This window comes from Kitasatospora sp. NPDC057518 (genome assembly GCF_042802075.1).
Lineage (GTDB): Bacteria > Actinomycetota > Actinomycetes > Streptomycetales > Streptomycetaceae > Kitasatospora.
The window spans coordinates 1-18,469 of record NZ_JBHVEU010000148.1 but is presented as its reverse complement, the minus strand read 5'-3'; the positions used below and the strand labels follow the sequence as shown (position 1 = coordinate 18,469).

Sequence of the window (18,469 nt, the reverse complement as noted above, 5' to 3'; positions counted from 1 at the left end):
CGAGTGGTGTGGCCGTCCTAGGACGGCCACCAGCACAGGCCGATGAAGCGCTTCATGCGCCCCACGGTAGCGGCAGTCAGTCCTCCACGACCAGTGCCGGGGTGTCCTTGTGCAGCGTCTCGCCGCGGAAGAACTCCGGCCGGATGAAGCCGTACCAGGTCATCAGGCCCGCGCCGAGCAGCAGGATGCCGACGCCGATCACGAAGACCGAGCCGATGCCGAAGACCGAACCGCTGCCGTAGTCGGGGGCCCAGGCGTCGGTGAGGGTCTGGAGGAAGACCGCGGTGAGCAGCACGCCGCCGACGAACGGGGCGACGCCCTTGAGCAGCAGCGCGCGGACACCGGTGCGCAGCGAACCGCGGAAGTACCAGACGCAGGCGAAAGCGGTCAGTGCGTAGTAGAAGCAGATCATCAGACCGAGCGCCAGGATGGTGTCCTGGACGACGTTCTCGCTGATCAGGCTCATCCCGACGTAGAAGACCGCGGTGGCGATGCCCGCCGCGACGGTGGCGTAGCCGGGGGTGCGGAAGCGCGGGTGGACGGCGCCGAAGCGCGGCGGCACGGCGCGGTAGGCGCTCATCGCGAGCAGGGTGCGGGCCACCGGGATGAAGGTGGTCTGCAGGCTGGCGGCGGCGCTGGCGACGACGGCCAGGAAGAGCAGGATGCTCCACGGCGAGCCGAGCACCGGACGGGCCAGCGCGGAGAAGACGTTGTCGGCGGTGGCCGGGTTGCCGAGGCCGTTGCCGGTGCTGCCGACGCCCGCGAACATCTGGGAGGCGATCGCGACCAGCAGGTACGAGCCGACCAGGGTGACCATGGAGATCATCGCGGCGCGGCCGGGGGTCTTGGCGCTGCCCTGGGTCTCCTCGTTCATGGTCAGGCAGGTGTCCCAGCCCCAGTACATGAAGATCGACAGCGACAGCCCGGCGGTGAACGCGCTGAACGAGCTGACCTCGAGCGGGTTGAGCCAGGAGAAGGAGAAGCCGATCGAGTCGGGCAGGTCGCCCGAGGCGGCCTTCCCGATGGCGATGACGGAGAAGAGCAGCAGCACGGCCAGCTGGAGGCCGACCAGGCTGTACTGGAACCACTTGGTGGCGGTCATCCCCCGGTAGCTCATCGCGGTGGCGCCGGCGATCAGCAGGACCACGGTGAGCAGGTGGACGGCCTTGTTCTGGTCGAGTTCGGTGACCCAGCTGCTGCCGGTCATCTCCCCGAGCATCAGGTACAGGAAGTCGGTCGCGACCCCGGCCAGGTTGGAGAGCACGATGATGGTCGCCACCGTCAGGCCCCACCCGGCCATCCAGCCGACCCGGGGACCGAAGGCCCGGACGCCCCAGGTGAAGGACGTGCCGCAGTCCGGGAAGTCCTTGTTCAGCTCCTTGTACGCGAACGCGACGAGCAGCATCGGCAGGAAGCCGGCCAGGAACACCGCCGGCATCTGCACCCCGACCGCGGTGACGGTCGGGCCGAGTGTGGCGGTCAGGCAGTAGACCGGGGCGACCGTCGAGACGCCCAGCACCACACTGCTCAGCAGGCCGACGGAACCGCCCCGTAGACCCTTGTCCCCCGCTCCCCCAGCGGTCCCCTGATCGACGGGGACCCCACCACTGATGCCACTGACCGGGGCACCCTGCGGAGCGCCGGGCGCCATTGCCCGGCCGCTGCTCGTGTGCTCTGAGAGCTGCTGATCAAACACCAGCGCACCCTAGAGGCGGGCATGGAAGGTTGAGTAGACCAACCCTTGGTGATCTAAACCACTTGCTTCGATTCGTTCTCGTGACGGCTGTTCGGGTGGATGTATTTACGGCTTGTTAACCCATGTACCTTTGCTTCAAAGGAGTTGGGCCAAGAAAATTTCTCCCTTTTGCCAAGGTTCGACCAGGTTTGCCCCCCGGCCCGGACGGGCCGCTCCCCCCACCGCTCCCCGAGTCGGATAGGTTTGCCTAACCTAATTTCGATCGTGAAAGGAGCGTCGCGTGCCCCCCACCTCCGACGACCCGGTCCTCTCCCCCCGCACCTCCGGCCGTCGCCGGTTCCTCACCGCCGGGATCGCCGGCGGGGCGGTGCTCGGCCTCGGCGGACTCCTCACCGCCTGCGGCAGCTCCGGCGGATCGGGCGGGTCGGGCAGCAGCGGTTCGACCCCGGCCGGCGGCGGCTCCTCCCCGAACCAGAAGTCGGTCAAGCAGGGCGGGGACGACTACGCCGCCGTGATCGAGAGGATGAAGGGCTTCGGCACCGACGCCGCCCCCGGCGTCTACCCGCGCACCCTCAGGCACGCGATGGGCGAGACGGTGCTCCCGGCCAGGCCCACCCGGGTCGTGGTGCTGGACACCGGCGAGCTCGACAACGTCGTCGCCCTCGGCATCCAGCCGGTCGGCATCGTGTACACCGACGGCTCCAAGTCCCTGCCGTCCTACCTCAAGGACAAGGCCGGCAGCCCCGCCGCCGTCGGCACCATCAACAGCCTCAACCTGGAGGCCATCGCCGCGCTCAAGCCGGACCTGATCCTCGGCAGCCAGCTGCGCGCCCAGGACCAGTACGCGCAGCTCTCCAAGATCGCGCCGACCGTCTTCTCGCTGCGCCCCGGCTACCCCTGGAAGCAGAACTTCCTGCTCAACGCGAGCGCGTTCGGCCTGGAGGCCGAGGCCAGGACGCAGCTCGACGCGTACCAGGCGGCCGCCGCGGCGATCGGCGCGAAGCTCGGCGACAAGCGGCCCACCATCACGCCGCTGCGCTTCATGCCGGGCCGCACCCGGCTCTACGCGGAGCTCTCCTTCATCGGCACCATCCTCACCGACGTGCCGCTGCCGCAGCCCGCGATCGAGCAGGTCAAGGAGCTCGCGGTGGAGGTCAGCCCGGAGCAGATCGACAAGGCCGACGCCGACTGGATCTTCTACGGCGTGTACGGCAGCCCCAGCTCGACCAACCAGGACGCGGTGCTCGGCGGCGCGCTCTGGAAGACGCTCGGTGCGGTCAAGTCCGGTCAGGCCCGGCCGGTTTCGGACGAGACCTGGTTCCTCGGGCTCGGCGTCATGGCGGCGAACGTGGTGCTCAACGACCTCAAGGGCTTTGTCGCGCCCGGCAGTTGAGCCAGGCAGGTGAATCCGCCGGGTGAGTCCGTCGGGTGAGTCCGGGTGTGAGCCCGGAGCGAACCCGGCCGGCCGGGCCTGGTCGGCGTCGGCGGGCGGAACGGGGCGGCGTTCCGGTCGTACGGCAACAGTGCCCGCCCGGCGCCGTCTTGGGCGATCCCCGGGTGGGCCCCGGGTGGGCCCGCGACGGTCCCCGGGTGATTCCGTGGTGGTACCGCGGCGGTGTCGCGGTGGTGTCGCGGTGGTATCGCGCACACCACCGGGTTGGACGCTTGGAGCTGATCGCGTGGTGCGGGAGGATCGTCGGGACCGTTTCCCGAAGGGCCCGCAGATGACCTCGCTCCACCCCGCCGCAACCGACCCGTCCCTGCCCGGCCCGCCCCGGGACAGCGCCGGATCCTCGCCCCCGCCCGCCCCGACCGGCCCGCCCGGCTCGCCCGTTCCGATGTGCTCGATCGCGACCGCCACCGAGCCCGGTGCGGCCGCGCCCGGCACTCCGGAGGCGACGGCCCGCCCCGACTCGGTGCCGCAGCCGCGCAGCCGGTACGACGCGGAGGCGCCGCCCGTCCTGCCCGCGGCCGCTCCGGAGGCCGGTGGCGAACCGGCGGACGGCGACCGGACGGACGGCGACCCGCACGACGATGATCCGACCACGGCACGGCTGCGAGCGGCGTTCGCCGAGCGGCTGCGGGCCGCGCACTTCCAGGGCCGCTCCGTCGCCGAGCTGGCGGCCGCGTGCCGCCGACCGGTCGCGGAGGTGCGGGCCCTGCTCGGCCTCGACGCGGAGGCCGAGGACGGGTTCGTCCGGTTCGGGCCCGCCACCGCAACGGCGGAGGGCGGCCCGTCCGTCCCGGCGCAGCGCCCGGCGTACGAGGAGCCGCGGATCCTGGGATCCCGGCGGCCGTCACCCTCCCGGCGCCTGCGCCGGATGCACCCGCAGGCCTCCCGGACAGGGCAGGAGGCGACCGCACGGGAGACGGCCGCGTCCGGCCCGACCAGGCCGGCCCTGCCGGGGGCCCCTGGCAGGGTGGGCGAACCCGCCGATGCGGCGGAAGTGGCGGCGCGGACGCCGTCGTTCGGGGCCGGCGCTGTCGCCCCCTCTGCTGTCGACACCGCTGCCGCCGGGCCCGCCGCAGCGGTCTCGTGGGCCGAACCGCCGCTCGGCATCCTGATCGGCGGCAGCCCCGGGCCCGCCGAGGCCCTCGGCCGACCGGAGGAGCGCGCACCGGTCCGCGTGGCGGCCCAGCCGATCCGGGTCGGCCGCGGCACCTGCCTGGTGGTGCTGCCCTCCTGGCGGCCCGCCATCGCCGTCTCGGTGCCGACCGAGCAGCTGCTGTCCGCCACCGGGCTCGACCTCGAGCAGCTGGTCGGCGCCCAGCTGACGGTGCTGATGAACCCCGCCGCACTGCACGACCGGGAGCTGGAACTGCACGGCTGGGAACCCGGTCCGGCCGGGCGGCCCCGGCGCGGCGGGCGCACCTGACCGCTCCGCCGGGCCCGTTCGGCGACTGGCCGAGCGGGCCTGGCGGGCTTGGCCGGCCTGGTGGGCCGAGCAGCTCTGGCGGACTCGGCGGACTCGGCGGGCCTAGCGGGTGGCCGGGGCGTTCGGGATGTACCCGAGGTCGACGGGCACCGGCGGCCGCCCGTCCACGGCCCAGCCCGTACGGACCGCGTCCAGCAGTTCCGGCAGCGCGGGCGGCCAGAGCGCGTCGGCGTTCTCGTCGGCGAGGTCGGCCGGGGTCCACCAGCGCCAGTCCAGGATCCGGTCGACGGCGTGCACCGCGCTGACGTCGCCGACCGGACCGCGGTGCGGGCCGCCGGTGAGGTAGATGTGCTCGTGCTGGCGGACCGGGGTGCCGTGCCAGGTGAAGTCGTGCTCCCAGGTGCAGAGCAGCGGGCCGGGTTCGAGGTCGCTCCAGCCCGTCTCCTCCCACAGCTCGCGCCGGGCGCCGTCCCACGGGGTCTCGCCCGGTTCCAGGCCGCCTCCCGGCATGGTCCAGTGCACGCCGACCTCGTCGTTGTCCGAACGGAGCAGGAAGACCGAGCCGTTCCCGTCCAGGACCACCGTGCGGGCGGCCTGCCTCGGCCTGCGTTTGCGGGGGCGCAGCAGATTTCGCATCGGGTCACTCTCCCAGCGACCGTCCGGGGCCGTCGAGCGGTTTCGGCACTCCGGTCGGGTGCACGAGCCGGCCGGTCCGTCGTGGCGGGCGCCGGGCCCACCGGTCCACCGTACCCTGACGGCCATGCCCGCACCCGCGATCATCTTCCCCGCCGATCCGCTCAACCCGCGCCGGCCCGACCCGCACTTCGCCTGGGAGGCCAGGACCCTGCGGGAGTTGGGCGGCGAGCTGCACCTGGTCGACCACGACGGGCTGCTCGCCGGGCGGGCCGAGGAGGCCGTGCTGCGGGTGCCGCGGGACAGCGGCCCGCTCTGGTACCGGGGTTGGATGCTGCCCTCCGCCCGGTACGCCGACTTCGCCGCCGCGCTCACCGCCCGCGGCGGCACCCTGCTGACCAGCGCGCCCGGGTACGCGGCCGCCCATGAACTGCCCGGCTGGTACGGCGTGTTCGAGGGCGCGACCCCGGCCAGCGCGTGGATCCCGTCCGAGGGACCGGTGGCGCCCGGGCCGGCGGAGCTGGCGGAGGCCGCGGCCCGGCTCGGCGGGCGCGGGCCGGCGATCGTCAAGGACTACGTGAAGTCGCGCAAGCACGAGTGGTACGAGGCCTGCTACGTACCCGAGTTGGCCGACCTGGCGGCCGTCGGCCGGGTGGTCGGACGGTTCGTCGAACTGCAGGGCGAGTTCCTGGCGGGCGGCGTGGTGCTGCGGCGGTACGAGGAGTTCGAGGGCGCGGACGTCCCGGCGGCGGGACCGGTCGGCGTGAACGGCGCGAACGGTGCGAGCCGTACGGGCGGTGCGGCCTGTACGGCTGGTGCGGCCGGGCCGGAGCGGGCGGACGGCGGCGCGCCGGGGAGCGGCGGGCGGGCCGTGGAGGCCCGGGTGTGGTGGCTGGACGGCCGGCCTGTCCTGGTCGGGCCGCACCCGGACGCCCCGCGCCGGGCCGTCGAACCCGACCTCACCGACGTCCCGGCGCTGGTCCGCCGGCTCGGCTGCCGCTTCGTGACCACCGACCTCGCCAGCCGGGCGGACGGCTCCGGCTGGCGGGTGGTCGAGGTCGGGGACGGGCAGGTGAGCGACCTGCCGCGCGGGATCGACGCCTCGGAGCTGCTGGCCGCGCTGATCACCGCCTGACTGCCTGACGGTCCGCGCGGGAGGGACCGTCAGGCAGCTCGGAGTGTTCGGGCTCCGGGTTCGGGGCCACGCGTGCGGGCCTCCGGGTGCGGGGCCGCCCTATCCGGCGGCGACGGCCTCGGCCGCCGGGTGGCCGTCGGCGATGAACGCCTGCCAGAGCCGGCTGTAGGTGCCGCCCCGGGCGAGCAGTTCGGTGTGCGTGCCGTCCTCGACCACCCGGCCGTGGTCCAGCACGACCACCCGGTCGGCGCGCTCGGCGGTGGTCAGGCGGTGGGCGATGACCAGGGTGGTCCGGCCGCCGCTGAGCCGGTCCGCGGCCTGGTTGACGGCCGCCTCGGTGGCCAGGTCGAGCGCCGCCGTGGCCTCGTCGAGCAGCAGGATGTCCGGGTCGACCAGTTCGGCCCGGGCCAGCGCGATCAGCTGGCGCTGGCCCGCCGAGAGGTTGCGCCCGCGGCCGGCCACCTCGTGGTCGTAGCCGTCCGAGAGCCGGACGATCATGTCGTGCGCGCCGACCGCCCGGGCCGCCGCCTCCACCTCGGCCGCCGAGGCGCCCGGCCGGCCGTAGGCGATCGCCTCGCGGACCGTGCCCGCGAAGAGGTACGCCTCCTGCGGCACCACGCCCAGGCGGTGGCGGTACTGCGCCAGGTCGTAGCGGGTGAGGTCGACCCCGTCCACCCGGACGGTGCCCTCCGTCGCGTCGTAGAACCGGGCGACCAGCTTCACCAGCGTCGACTTGCCGGCGCCGGTCTCGCCGACCAGCGCCACCGTCTGCCCGGCCGGGATGTGCAGGTCCACGCCGCTCAGCACGGTCGGGGCGCCGTCCGCGCCGCCGTTGTAGGCGAAGCCGACCCCCTCGAAGGAGATCTCGCCGCGCAGGCCCCCGGCCACCGGGACCGGGTCGGCCGCCTCGGCGGTGGCGGTCGGGGTGCGCAGCAGCTCGCGGATGCGGCCGAGGCCCACCGAGGCCTGCTGGTACCCGTCGAACACCTGGGACAGCTGGTTGACCGGCGCGAAGAACAGGTCGATGTAGAGCAGGTACGCGACCAGCGCACCGACCGTCAGCGTCCCGGCGTCGACCCGGGCAGCGCCGACGATCAGCACCAGCGCGGCGGCCACGCTGGAGAGGAACTGGACGAACGGGAAGTACAGCGAGATGTAGAGCTGGGCCCGGACCCGGGCCTCGCGGTAGGCGATGCCGCGGGCCACGAAGCGGTCGGTGTTGGTGTCCAGGCGGCGGAAGGCCTGGACAATCCGCATGCCGGCCACGTTCTCCTGGAGGTCGGCGTTGACGGTGCTGATCAGGTCACGGGAGCGCTCGTACTGGTCCTTGGACTTCTTGCGGAACACCAGGGTGGCGATCACCAGCAGCGGCAGGACCGCGAAGACCACCAGGGCCAGGCCGGCGTCGATGATCAGCAGGGCGGCGAAGATCCCGGCGAAGGTCAGCAGGCTGACCACGGCGGTGACCATGCCGGTCTGGAGGAAGGAGGTCAGCGAGTCCAGGTCGGTGGTCATCCGGGTCATGATCCGGCCGGTCAGCTCGCGCTCGTAGTAGTCCAGGCCGAGCCGGTTGAGGTGGGCGAAGATCTTGAGCCGGAGCGTGTAGAGGACCCGCTCGCCGGTACGGCCGCTGACCCGGTTCTCGGCGCTCTGCACCACCCAGTCCAGCAGGACCACGACGAGAGCAGCGAGCGAGGCCACCGCGACGCCGGACATCAGGCCCTTGCGGACGCCTTCGTCGATGCCGTGCCGGATCAGCACCGGCAGCACCAGCCCGGCCGCCGCGTCCAGGGCGACCAGCAGGAGGGCGATGAGCAGCGGGGTGCGGAAGGGGCGCAGCAGGCGGCTCAGGCTGAAGTCGGGGTCACCGGCCTCGGCCTCGGCGCGGGGGACGGCCGGGACGTCGGAGGCGGGCGGGAGGGACGCGACCTTGTCCAGCAGGTCGGGGTCGGCGGTGCGGGCGGCCTTGGCCAGGGCGGGGGTGGGGAGGACGGGGGCGGCCGGGGTCGCCGGGGTTCCGGGGGTTGCGCCGGCTCCGGGGGTTGCGCCGGTTGCGGTGGTTCCGCCGGCTACGGGGGTTCCGGGTGCCTCTGCGGACGCCGGCTCGTCGGACGCCGTTTCGGGGGCGGACTGCCGGTCGGCGTGACCGGCCTCGGGATCGGTGATCAGGGCCCGGTACTGGGGACATCGGGCTTCGAGTTCCTCGTGCGTTCCGAGGTCCAGCAGCCGGCCGCGCTCCAGCACGGCGATCCGGTCGGCGAGTTGGAGGGTCGAGCGGCGGTGGGCGATCAGCAGCGTGGTGCGGCCGGTCATCACCGAGCGCAGCGCGTCGTGGATCTCCGCCTCGATCTGCGGGTCGACCGCCGAGGTGGCGTCGTCCAGCAGCAGGATCCGGGGGTCGGTGAGGATCGCCCGGGCCAGCGCGATGCGCTGGCGCTGGCCGCCGGAGAGCGTCAGGCCCTGCTCGCCGACCTTGGTGTCGTAGCCGTCCGGCAGCGCGCGGACGAACTCGTCGGCCTGGGCGGCGCGGGCGGCGGCGACCACCTGCTCGTCCGTCGCGTCCGGGCGGCCGTAGGCGATGTTGGTGCGGACCGTCTCGGAGAAGAGGAAGCTCTCCTCGGGGACGATGCCGACCGTCGCGCGGACCGAGTCCAGGGTGAGGTCGCGCAGGTCGTGGCCGTACAGGCGGACGGTGCCGGCGGCCGGGTCGTAGAAGCGGGGCACCAGCTGGGCCACCGTCGACTTGCCGGAGCCGGAGGCGCCGACCAGGGCGAGGGTCTCGCCGGGGGCCAGCTTCAGGCTGAGGCCGTGCAGGACGGGGGCGGGGTGCTCGGGGTCGTAGCGGAACTCGACCCGGTCGAACTCCAGGGCGATGTCGGGGGTCCGCGGGCCGACGAGCGCTCCTCCCGGAGTGCTCTGCGGCGCGCTCTCCGGGCTCTCGCCGTGCGCGAGGTCCAGGGTGCGGGCGTCCGGGCGCTCCTGGACCAGCGGGCGCTCGTCGATCAGCTGAAGGACGCGCTCCACCCCGGCCCGGGCCTGCTGGCCGACGGTGATGACCATGGTCAGCATCCGCACCGGGCCGGTCATCTGGGCGACGTACGTGGAGAAGGCGACGAATGTCCCGAGGGTGACCCTGCCGTCGACGGCCAGCCAGCCGCCGAAGGCCAGGACGCCGACCTGGGCGAGCGCCGGGATCGCCTGCATCGCCGGGTTGTAGCGGGCGTTGAGCCGGATCGACCGGAGCCGGGCCGCGAAGAGGTTGCGGGAGGCCGTCTCCAGCTTGTCGAGCTCCTGGGCCTCCTGGCCGAAGCCCTTGACGACGCGGACGCCGCCGATCGCGCCGTCCACCACGCCCGCGACGGCCGCCGCCTCCTGCTGGGCGGCCCAGGTGGCGGGGAAGAGGCGCTTGCGGCTGAACGCCGAGACCCACCACAGCGCGGGGGCCATGACCACGGTGATCAGGGTGAGCGGCGGGGACAGCCAGACCATCACGACCAGCGACATGACGAACATCAGCAGGTAGCCGGTCATCATCGGCAGCATCGAGAGCAGGCCGTTGACCAGTTGGAGGTCGGAGGTCGCGCGCCCCACCACCTGCCCGGTGTCCAGCCGGTCCTGGCGGTGGCCGTCCAGCCGTCCGAGCGAGCGGAACAGGTCGCTGCGCATCTCGTGCTGGACGTCCACCGCGAGCTGGCCGCCGTAGTAGCGGCGGACCTGGGTACAGCCGAAGACCACGAGGGCCGCGAGCAGCAGCACCACCGCCCAGGGGGCCAGCGAACGGGTGCGGGCGACGATGACGTCGTCGATGATCAGCTTGGTGACCAGCGGCACCAGCGCGGTGACGGCCATGCCGAGGAGCGAGGCTCCGAAGGCGAAGAGCAGGCTGCGGCGGGACCGCCAGCTGTAGCCGACCAGGCGGCTGAGCCAGCCGGTCGACTCGGCGGCGCTCTCGGGGGCGGGCTCAGGCGCCTCGGCGCGCTTGGCGGCGGGCCGGACGTTGTCGGGGGCGGGCTCGGCGTCTTCGGCGGCCGGCCCGGTGTTCCCGACGGCGGCCTGCGGGCTGTCGACGGGGGCCTCCGGGGTCGTGCCGGGGGCCGGGGGGCCGCTCGGGGATTGCTCCACCGTGGATCCGTGAGTCTCAGGCATATTTAGGGATGCTAACCATTTCGTCGGGTGGTCGCCACGGCGTTTTCCGCCCCGGGCGGGTTCGGAACGGGCCCTGACAGCCCGGATCATCCGGTCCGGCGGACTCGCCAACAGTCGATGGCCTGCGGTGATTCCCGGCCGAACACTCGCATGGCCCACTCCGCCCGGGCCATTTCCAGAGTCGCCGACGACCCTCGCGACACCCAGCGGCCACGGGCGGACGGGCGCCGTCCTTTGGGACTAGGCCTCCGGACGGGCCAACGGGGCGGGCTCCGGGCGGGCTACCGATGGGGACGTTTACCGGCAGACCTTCGCTCCCGACCATTCTCCGCCTGGCCGCTCTTCGTCGAAAACGAAGCCGGGAACGAAGCCGAAGCCGGGAACAGAGCCGGGGATGCGGGCTCAGGCCTCCGCGGCCGCCGAACCGCCGACGGGAGCGACAGCGGCGCCGGGGACGACAGGGCCGCCGGGGCCGCCGGCCGAGCCCGCGGCCGCCGCGAACGCGCCGTGGGCGAGGGCGTGGAGCAGGGCGGCCATGCCGTCGCGCTGGAGGGCGGCGCGCTCGCCCTGGTCGGGGTTCGGGCCGAGGCTGTGCGGGGTCGAGTTGATCAGGCCGAAGACGGCGTGCACGGCGGCCCGCGCCACCGGCTCGGCGGCGGGGTCGGCCAGCGGCGGGTAGGCCTGCCGGACCACGTCCACCCACAGTTCGACGTAGCCGCGCTGGAGCCGGCGGACGGTGCGCCGGTCCTCCTCCTTGAGGTTCAGCAGCTCGCGGTCGTGCAGGGTGATCAGGTCCCGGTCGCCCAGCGCGAAGTCGACGTGGCCGCTGATCAGCGCGTCCAGCGTGGCGGCCGGGCCCTCGCCGCCGCCCGCGCGGCGGCGCCCCTCGTCCAGCAGGCGCTCGCTGATGCCGATCAGCAGGTCCGCGAGCATCGCGTCCTTGCCGGCGAAGTGGCGGTAGAGCGCGGGGCCGCTGATGCCGACGGCCTTGCCGATCTCGTCCACGCCCACGCCGAGGAAGCCCCGGGCGGCGAACAGCCTCGCGGCCTCCCTGCGGATCTGGTCACGGCGGGGGAGCGCGGAGGCGGCGGGGACGTTGGGCATGCCGTCCATCGTAGACAGTCGGGTTATCGGCCGTTAACCTGGGCGCGTAAGTTAACGTTAATTAACGTGGCGATCACGGGCGGACCGCACCCGGCTGCCCACCTGGTCCGAGGGCAAGGGAGCTCTTGGGAATGGTCAACTCAACCGCCGGCACACCCACCGGCGTCCGGCTCGTCGCAGCGACGGGCACGGCGGCGGCGCCCGGCGCCGCCCCGTCCGCGGCAGCCGCACCGGCACCCCGGCTCGGCAGCTCCGCCGACCCGGGCTCCGAGGCGTACCGCGCCAACACCGAGGCGCACCGCGCCCTGGTCGCCGAGCTGCGCGCGAAGCTCGACGCCGCCGCCCTGGGCGGCGGCGCCAAGGCCCGCGCCCGGCACACCTCACGCGGCAAGCTGCTGCCCCGCGACCGCGTGGACACCCTGCTCGACCCGGCCTCCCCCTTCCTGGAGCTGGCCCCGCTGGCCGCCGACGGGATGTACGACGGCGCGGCCCCCGCGGCCGGAGTGATCGCCGGCATCGGCCGGGTCGCCGGGCGCGAGGTGGTGGTGGTCGCCAACGACGCCACCGTCAAGGGCGGCACCTACTACCCGATGACGGTGAAGAAGCACCTGCGCGCCCAGGAGGTCGCGCTGGAGAACCGGCTGCCCTGCGTCTACCTGGTGGACTCCGGCGGCGCCTTCCTCCCGATGCAGGACGAGGTCTTCCCGGACCGCGACCACTTCGGCCGGATCTTCTACAACCAGGCCAGGCTCTCCGCCGCGGGCATCCCGCAGATCGCCGCCGTGCTCGGCTCGTGCACGGCCGGCGGCGCGTACGTCCCGGCGATGAGCGACCAGGCCGTGATCGTCCGCAACCAGGGCACGATCTTCCTGGGCGGTCCGCCACTGGTGAAGGCCGCCACCGGCGAGGTGGTCACCGCCGAGGAGCTGGGCGGCGGCGAGCTACACTCCCGCACCTCGGGCGTGACGGACCACCTGGCCGAGGACGACACCCACGCCCTCTCCATCGTCCGCACGATCGTGGCCGGGCTCGGCCCGCGCGAGGCCAGGCCGTGGCCGCTCACCCCGGTCGAGCCGCCGGCCGTCGACCCGGCCGGCCTGTACGGCGCCGTGCCGGTCGACCCGCGCACGCCCTACGACGTGCGCGAGGTGATCGCCCGCCTGGTGGACGGCAGCCGGTTCGCCGAGTTCAAGGCCGAGTACGGCGCCACCCTGGTCACCGGCTTCGCCCGGATCCACGGCCACCCGGTCGGCATCGTCGCCAACAACGGCGTGCTGTTCGCCGAGTCCGCCCTCAAGGGCGCCCACTTCATCGAGTTGTGCGACCAGCGCGGCATCCCCCTCCTCTTCCTCCAGAACATCACCGGGTTCATGGTCGGCCGGCAGTACGAGGCGGGCGGCATCGCCAAGCACGGCGCCAAGATGGTCAACGCCGTCGCCTGCACCCGCGTCCCGAAGCTGACCGTGGTGATCGGCGGATCGTACGGAGCCGGCAACTACTCGATGTGCGGCCGGGCCTACTCACCCCGCTTCCTGTGGATGTGGCCGGGCGCCAAGATCTCCGTGATGGGCGGCGAGCAGGCGGCCTCCGTCCTCGCCACCGTCCGCCGCGACCAGTTGGAGGCGCACGGCGAGCAATGGCCGACCGAGGCGGAGGAGGAGTTCAAGCGCCCCGTCCGCGAGCAGTACGAGCGCCAGGGCAACGCCTACTACGCCACCGCCCGGCTCTGGGACGACGGCGTGATCGACCCGATGGACACCCGCACCGTCGTCGGTCTCGCCCTCACCGCCTGCGCCAACGCCCCGCTGGCGCCGCCCGCTCCGTACGGCGTCTTCCGCATGTGACGCCTCCTCGTGTCACCCCCGCGTCCGTGAATCCTCCCTTCCGGGTGTGACTCCCCGCGGCGCCGGCCCACCCGGGCCGGCGCCCGACCGCCCACCGCCACCTCCTTCGTACGGCTCCCCTCGACCCGGAGGAACGCCTCCCATGTTCGACACAGTTCTGGTCGCCAACCGCGGCGAGATCGCCCTGCGGGTGATCCGCACCCTGCGACGGCTCGGCGTCCGTTCGGTCGCCGTGTTCAGCGACGCGGACGCCGACGCGCCGCACGTCCGCGAGGCCGACGTCGCGGTCCGGCTCGGCCCGGCCGACCGCAGCGACAGCTCGGCGACCGAGACGTACCTGCGGACCGACCAGATCCTGGCCGCCGCCCGCCGCACCGGCGCCCAGGCCGTCCACCCCGGCTACGGCTTCCTCGCCGAGAACGCCGGCTTCGCCCGCGCCTGCGCCGACGCGGGCCTCGTCTTCATCGGACCACCTCCCGGTGCGGTCGAGCTGATGGGCGACAAGATCAACGCCAAGGAGGCCGTCCGGGCCGCCGGCGTCCCGGTGGTCCCCGGCAGCCAGGCCACCGCGCCCACCGACGAGGACCTCGTCGCCGCCGCCGACGAGATCGGCTACCCGGTGCTGCTCAAGCCGTCCGCCGGCGGTGGCGGCAAGGGCATGCGCCTCGTGCGGGACCGCGCCGACCTGCCCACCGAGATCGCCGCCGCCCGCCGCGTCGCCCGCACCGCCTTCGGCGACGACACCCTGCTGCTGGAGCGCTGGGTCGACCGGCCGCGCCACATCGAGGTGCAGGTGCTCGCCGACGCCCACGGCACCACCGTCCACCTCGGCGAGCGCGAGTGCAGCCTGCAGCGCCGCCACCAGAAACTGATCGAAGAGGCTCCCTCCGTTCTCCTCAACGCCGAGACCCGTGCCGCGATGGGCGCCGCGGCCGTCCGCGCCGCGGAGTCCTGCGGCTACACCGGTGCCGGCACCGTGGAGTTCATCGTTCCCGGCATCGACCCGGACGCCCCCGCCTCCGCCGCCGAGGGGGTGCGGGACTTCTTCTTCATGGAGATGAACACCCGCCTCCAGGTGGAACACCCCGTCACCGAGCTCGCCGTCGCCGTCGGCGCGGACGCGGACCGGCTCGACCTGGTCGAGTGGCAGGTGCGCGTCGCCGCCGGCGAAGCGCTCTCCTTCGCCCAGTCCGACATCTCCTTCCTGGGCCACGCCATCGAGGCCCGCATCTGCGCCGAGGACCCGGAACGGGACTTCCTGCCCACCGGCGGCCGCATCCTCACCCTGGACGAGCCCCGGGGCGAGGGCATCCGCGTCGACTCCGGGGTCGCCCCCGGAACCGTCGTCACCAGCGCCTACGACCCCATGCTCGCCAAGGTCATCGCGTACGGGCCCGACCGCCCGACCGCGCTGCGCCGGCTCCGCGCGGCGCTGGCCGACACCCGCATCCTGGGTGTCACCACCAACACCGGCTTCCTGCGCCGACTGCTCGCCCACCCCGAGGTCGCCGCCGGCCGGCTGGACACCGGCCTCGTGGAGCGGACGGCCCAGGAGCAGCCGGCCCTGCTCACCTCGCCGTACTCCCCCACGAACGCGACCGACCCGGACGCGACCGACCCGCCGTCGCCCGCTCACCTCCTTTACTACGCGGCCGCGCTGGCACGGCACCTGGAACTCACTCCGCCCGCCGATCCCGGCGGCTGGACCGACCCGTTCTCCCTTCCCTCCGGCTGGCGCCTGGGCGGCACCCCTGCCTGGACCACCCACCGACTCCGCACCCCCGGCCAGGACCCGGTGGCGGTGAGCATCCGTCCGATCACTGCGGGCAACGTAGCCGATGCCACTGACAATTCCGCCGGGCCCGTCCGCGAGCTGGAGCTCCGGCTCGACGGGGGCCCCGCGCACCGCGCCCGCGTGAGCCTGGCCGGCGACCGGCTGCACCTGACCGTCGACGGCCTCCGGACCACGTTCTCGCTGGCCACCGACGCCACCCCCGGCCCCGCCGCCGGACCGGCGACCTGGCTCGGCGTCGAGGGCGACGCCTGGCCGCTGCACGCCTACGACCCGGTCGTCGAGAGCGCCACCGGGGCCGGCGCGCACCACGGCGCCCTGACCGCCCCGATGCCCGGCACCGTCACCGTCGTCAAGACCACGGCAGGCGAGACGGTCCGCAAGGGACAGCCCCTGCTCGTGCTGGAGGCCATGAAGATGGAACACGTGATCGCCGCACCGCACGACGGCGTGGTGGCCGAGCTGCGGGCCACCGCCGGCGCCACCGTCGCGATGGAGGACCTGCTGGTCGTGGTCACCCCGGTCGAGGACGCGTCGGTCGAGGGCGCCCCTGCCGGGCCGGCCGCCGCCACCGTCCCCGCCGGGCCCGCGGAGGTGCGGTCGTGACCACCCCCGCCCCCACCCCCGCCCGCGAGCCCGACGCGCTCGACCTGGGCCTGCCCGATCCGGTCCGCGCCCCCGGCCTGCCCGAGGAGGTCCGGATCCACGAGGTCGGGCCGCGCGACGGCCTGCAGAACGAGAAGTCCCTGGTACCGGTCGAGGTCAAGGCCGAGTTCATCGCCCGGCTCGCGGCCGCCGGGCTGCGCACCGTCGAGGCCACCAGCTTCGTTCACCCGAAATGGGTACCGCAGCTGGCCGACGCCGAGGAGCTGGTCCCCCGGCTCGCCGGTCTGCCGGAGCGCCACCCCGGCCTGCGGCTGCCGGTGCTGGTGCCCAACGAGCGCGGCCTGGACCGCGCGCTCGCCCACCACGCCGCCGACATCGCGGTGTTCGCCAGCGCCACCGAGACCTTCGCCCGCCGCAACCTCAACCGCTCGGCGGACGAGGCCATGGCGATGTTCCGCCCGGTCGTGGGCCGGGCCACCGAGGCCGGGGTCGCGGTCCGCGGCTACCTCTCGATGTGCTTCGGCGACCCGTGGGAGGGCCCCGTCCCGGTCGACCAGGTGGTCCGGTACGGCGTGCGGCTGCTGGAGCTGGGCTGCGCGGAGCTGAGCCTCGGCGACACCATCGGGGTCGCCACCCCGGGCCAGGTCACCGCCCTGCTGGCGGGTTTCGCGCGGGCCGGCGTCCCGGTCGACCGGCTCGCCGTGCACTTCCACGACACCTACGGCCAGGCGCTCAGCAACACCCTGGCGGCCCTGCGCGAGGGCGTCACCACGGTCGACGCCTCGGCAGGCGGCCTGGGCGGCTGCCCGTACGCGAAGAGCGCCACCGGCAACCTGGCCACCGAGGACCTGGTCTGGATGCTGCACGGGCTCGGCATCCGGACCGGCGTCGACCTGCGCTCCCTCGTCGCGACCAGCGGGTGGATGGCCGGGCGCCTCGGCCGCCCGAGCCCGTCCCGCACCGTCCAGGCCCTGCTCGGCTCCGCCGGGGGCTGACCACCCGCTCCCGTCCCCGGCGCCGGCCGCCCGCACCATCCGGCCGGCGCCCCGCACCACCCGCACCGATCGACAGTCCATCCCTCAATCGCACCGTGCGACCGTCACACCGTCCGACGGACGCCGGTCACCCCGCTCACGTCCGCAGCCGACCCGGCCGGGCGCCAGGAGGATCACCATGCTCGACCACAGGCTCAGCAGCGAGTACGAGGAACTGCGGCGCACCGTCGCCGAATTCGCCCAGGACGTGGTGGCGCCGAAGATCGGCGAGTTCTACGAGCGGGAGGAGTTCCCGTACGAGATCGTCCGGGAGATGGGGCGGATGGGCCTCTTCGGCCTGCCCTTCCCGGAGGAGTACGGCGGCATGGGCGGCGACTACTTCGCCCTCGGCCTCGCCCTGGAGGAACTCGCCCGCGTGGACTCCTCGGTGGCGATCACCCTGGAGGCCGCCGTCTCGCTCGGCGCGATGCCGATCTACCGGTTCGGCACCGAGGAGCAGAAGCGCGAGTGGCTGCCCCGGCTGACCTCGGGCGAACTCCTCGGCGCCTTCGGCCTCACCGAGCCGGAGGGCGGGTCGGACGCGGGCGCCACCCGGACCACGGCGCGGTACGACGAGGCCACCGACGAGTGGGTCATCAACGGGACCAAGTGCTTCATCACCAACTCCGGCACCGACATCACCGGCCTGGTCACCGTCACCGCACTCACCGAACCGATCGCTCGTTCGAGTGAAGAGGGCGAATTCCGCTCGCCTGCACGGGAGATCTCCTCCATCATCGTGCCCACCGGGACCCCCGGCTTCCAGGTCTCGAAGAAGTACTCGAAGGTCGGGTGGAACGCATCCGACACCCGCGAACTGTCCTTTACCGACTGCCGCGTTCCCGCGGCCAACCTGCTGGGCGAGCGTGGCCGAGGCTACGCCCAGTTCCTGCGGATCCTCGACGAGGGCCGCATCGCGATCGCGGCCCTGGCCACCGGCCTGGCCCAGGGCTGCGTCGACGAGTCCGTGAAGTACTCCGGCGAGCGCCGGGCCTTCGGCCGGCCGATCGGCGCCAACCAGGCCATCCAGTTCAAGCTTGCCGACATGGAGCTGCGCGCCCACACCTCCCGCCTGGCCTGGCGGGACGCCGCTTCCCGGCTGCTGCACGGCGAACCGTTCAAGAAGGAGGCCGCGATCGCGAAGCTGTACTCGTCCGAGGCCGCCGTCGACAACGCCCGCGAGGCGACCCAGATCCACGGCGGGTACGGCTTCATGAACGAATTCCCGGTCGCCCGCTTCTGGCGCGACTGCAAGATCCTGGAAATCGGGGAGGGCACGTCTGAGGTCCAGCGCATGCTCATCGCCCGGGAGCTCGGCGTCGGTTCGTGACGACCGCATCCTGACGGTCGCCTCCTGAGCCACGCCCACCGGGCCGGCACACCGGTCAACACACCGCTCCGCGACGAGAGTTGGGGATCGCCACGGCGAAGGAGGCGTCAGGGGAAGGCGTCAGGAGGAGACGTAGGAGGAGGTGTCGCGGCGGCGTGCGGCGAAACCCCCCCCACCCGGCCTCACGGGCTCGCCATCAACCGCCGGGTGGGCCCCCCCCCCCCCCCGCCCGCCACCCACCCCCACATCATGGCCAGCAAGCCCGGCCGAGGG

11 protein-coding genes are annotated in these 18,469 nt (G+C 73.6%); 7 read left to right on the top strand and 4 right to left on the bottom strand.

From position 1 onward, the window contains the following. Positions 1–76 precede the first annotated feature (76 nt). Positions 77–1,651: an APC family permease gene (locus tag ACFU7Z_RS17480; RefSeq protein ID WP_049657998.1), complete on the bottom strand. Its 1,575-nt coding sequence runs from the start codon at positions 1,649–1,651 to the stop codon at positions 77–79. Positions 1,652–1,976: 325 nt separating this feature from the next. Here ACFU7Z_RS17480 and ACFU7Z_RS17475 point away from each other — a divergent pair, with 325 nt between their 5' ends. Further along, positions 1,977–3,089: an ABC transporter substrate-binding protein gene (locus ACFU7Z_RS17475; RefSeq protein ID WP_380778067.1), complete on the top strand. Its 1,113-nt coding sequence runs from the start codon at positions 1,977–1,979 to the stop codon at positions 3,087–3,089. 331 nt (positions 3,090–3,420) lie between these two features. Continuing rightward, positions 3,421–4,572, top strand: coding sequence for a hypothetical protein (locus tag ACFU7Z_RS17470; protein ID WP_380778065.1), 1,152 nt, complete (start codon positions 3,421–3,423; stop codon positions 4,570–4,572). A gap of 102 nt (positions 4,573–4,674) precedes the next feature. On the opposite strand, the gene ACFU7Z_RS17465 is transcribed toward ACFU7Z_RS17470, so the two are convergent. Next, the gene (locus tag ACFU7Z_RS17465; protein WP_049660777.1) at positions 4,675–5,208 is read right to left on the bottom strand and encodes an NUDIX hydrolase; all 534 of its coding nucleotides are present in this window, start codon (positions 5,206–5,208) and stop codon (positions 4,675–4,677) included. Positions 5,209–5,332: 124 nt separating this feature from the next. On the opposite strand from ACFU7Z_RS17465, the gene ACFU7Z_RS17460 reads away from it, so the two are divergent. Next, positions 5,333–6,340, top strand: a complete 1,008-nt coding sequence (locus tag ACFU7Z_RS17460; protein ID WP_380778063.1) for an ATP-grasp domain-containing protein — start codon at positions 5,333–5,335, stop codon at positions 6,338–6,340. A 99-nt stretch (positions 6,341–6,439) separates the two neighbouring features. On the opposite strand, the gene ACFU7Z_RS17455 is transcribed toward ACFU7Z_RS17460, so the two are convergent. Together ACFU7Z_RS17455 and ACFU7Z_RS17450 are read right to left on the bottom strand one after the other, a co-directional pair. Further along, positions 6,440–10,486 carry an ABC transporter transmembrane domain-containing protein gene (locus tag ACFU7Z_RS17455; RefSeq protein WP_380778061.1) on the bottom strand — a complete coding sequence of 1,349 codons (4,047 nt, stop codon included), beginning with the start codon at positions 10,484–10,486 and terminating at the stop codon, positions 6,440–6,442. A gap of 402 nt (positions 10,487–10,888) precedes the next feature. Then, positions 10,889–11,590, bottom strand: coding sequence for a TetR/AcrR family transcriptional regulator (locus tag ACFU7Z_RS17450; RefSeq protein ID WP_380778058.1), 702 nt, complete (start codon positions 11,588–11,590; stop codon positions 10,889–10,891). A gap of 131 nt (positions 11,591–11,721) precedes the next feature. On the opposite strand from ACFU7Z_RS17450, the gene ACFU7Z_RS17445 reads away from it, so the two are divergent. From ACFU7Z_RS17445 to ACFU7Z_RS17430, 4 genes are all read left to right on the top strand, one after another. Then, positions 11,722–13,434, top strand: coding sequence for a carboxyl transferase domain-containing protein (locus ACFU7Z_RS17445; protein ID WP_380778055.1), 1,713 nt, complete (start codon positions 11,722–11,724; stop codon positions 13,432–13,434). Between the two features lie 142 nt (positions 13,435–13,576). Continuing rightward, positions 13,577–15,832, top strand: coding sequence for a biotin carboxylase N-terminal domain-containing protein (locus ACFU7Z_RS17440; RefSeq protein WP_380778052.1), 2,256 nt, complete (start codon positions 13,577–13,579; stop codon positions 15,830–15,832). Continuing rightward, positions 15,829–16,827, top strand: a complete 999-nt coding sequence (locus tag ACFU7Z_RS17435; protein WP_049653905.1) for a hydroxymethylglutaryl-CoA lyase — start codon at positions 15,829–15,831, stop codon at positions 16,825–16,827. Before ACFU7Z_RS17440 ends, ACFU7Z_RS17435 begins: the two co-directional genes overlap by 4 nt. Positions 16,828–17,005: 178 nt before the next feature. Continuing rightward, positions 17,006–18,196, top strand: a complete 1,191-nt coding sequence (locus ACFU7Z_RS17430; protein ID WP_049653907.1) for an acyl-CoA dehydrogenase family protein — start codon at positions 17,006–17,008, stop codon at positions 18,194–18,196. The last annotated feature ends 273 nt before the right edge of the window (positions 18,197–18,469 follow it).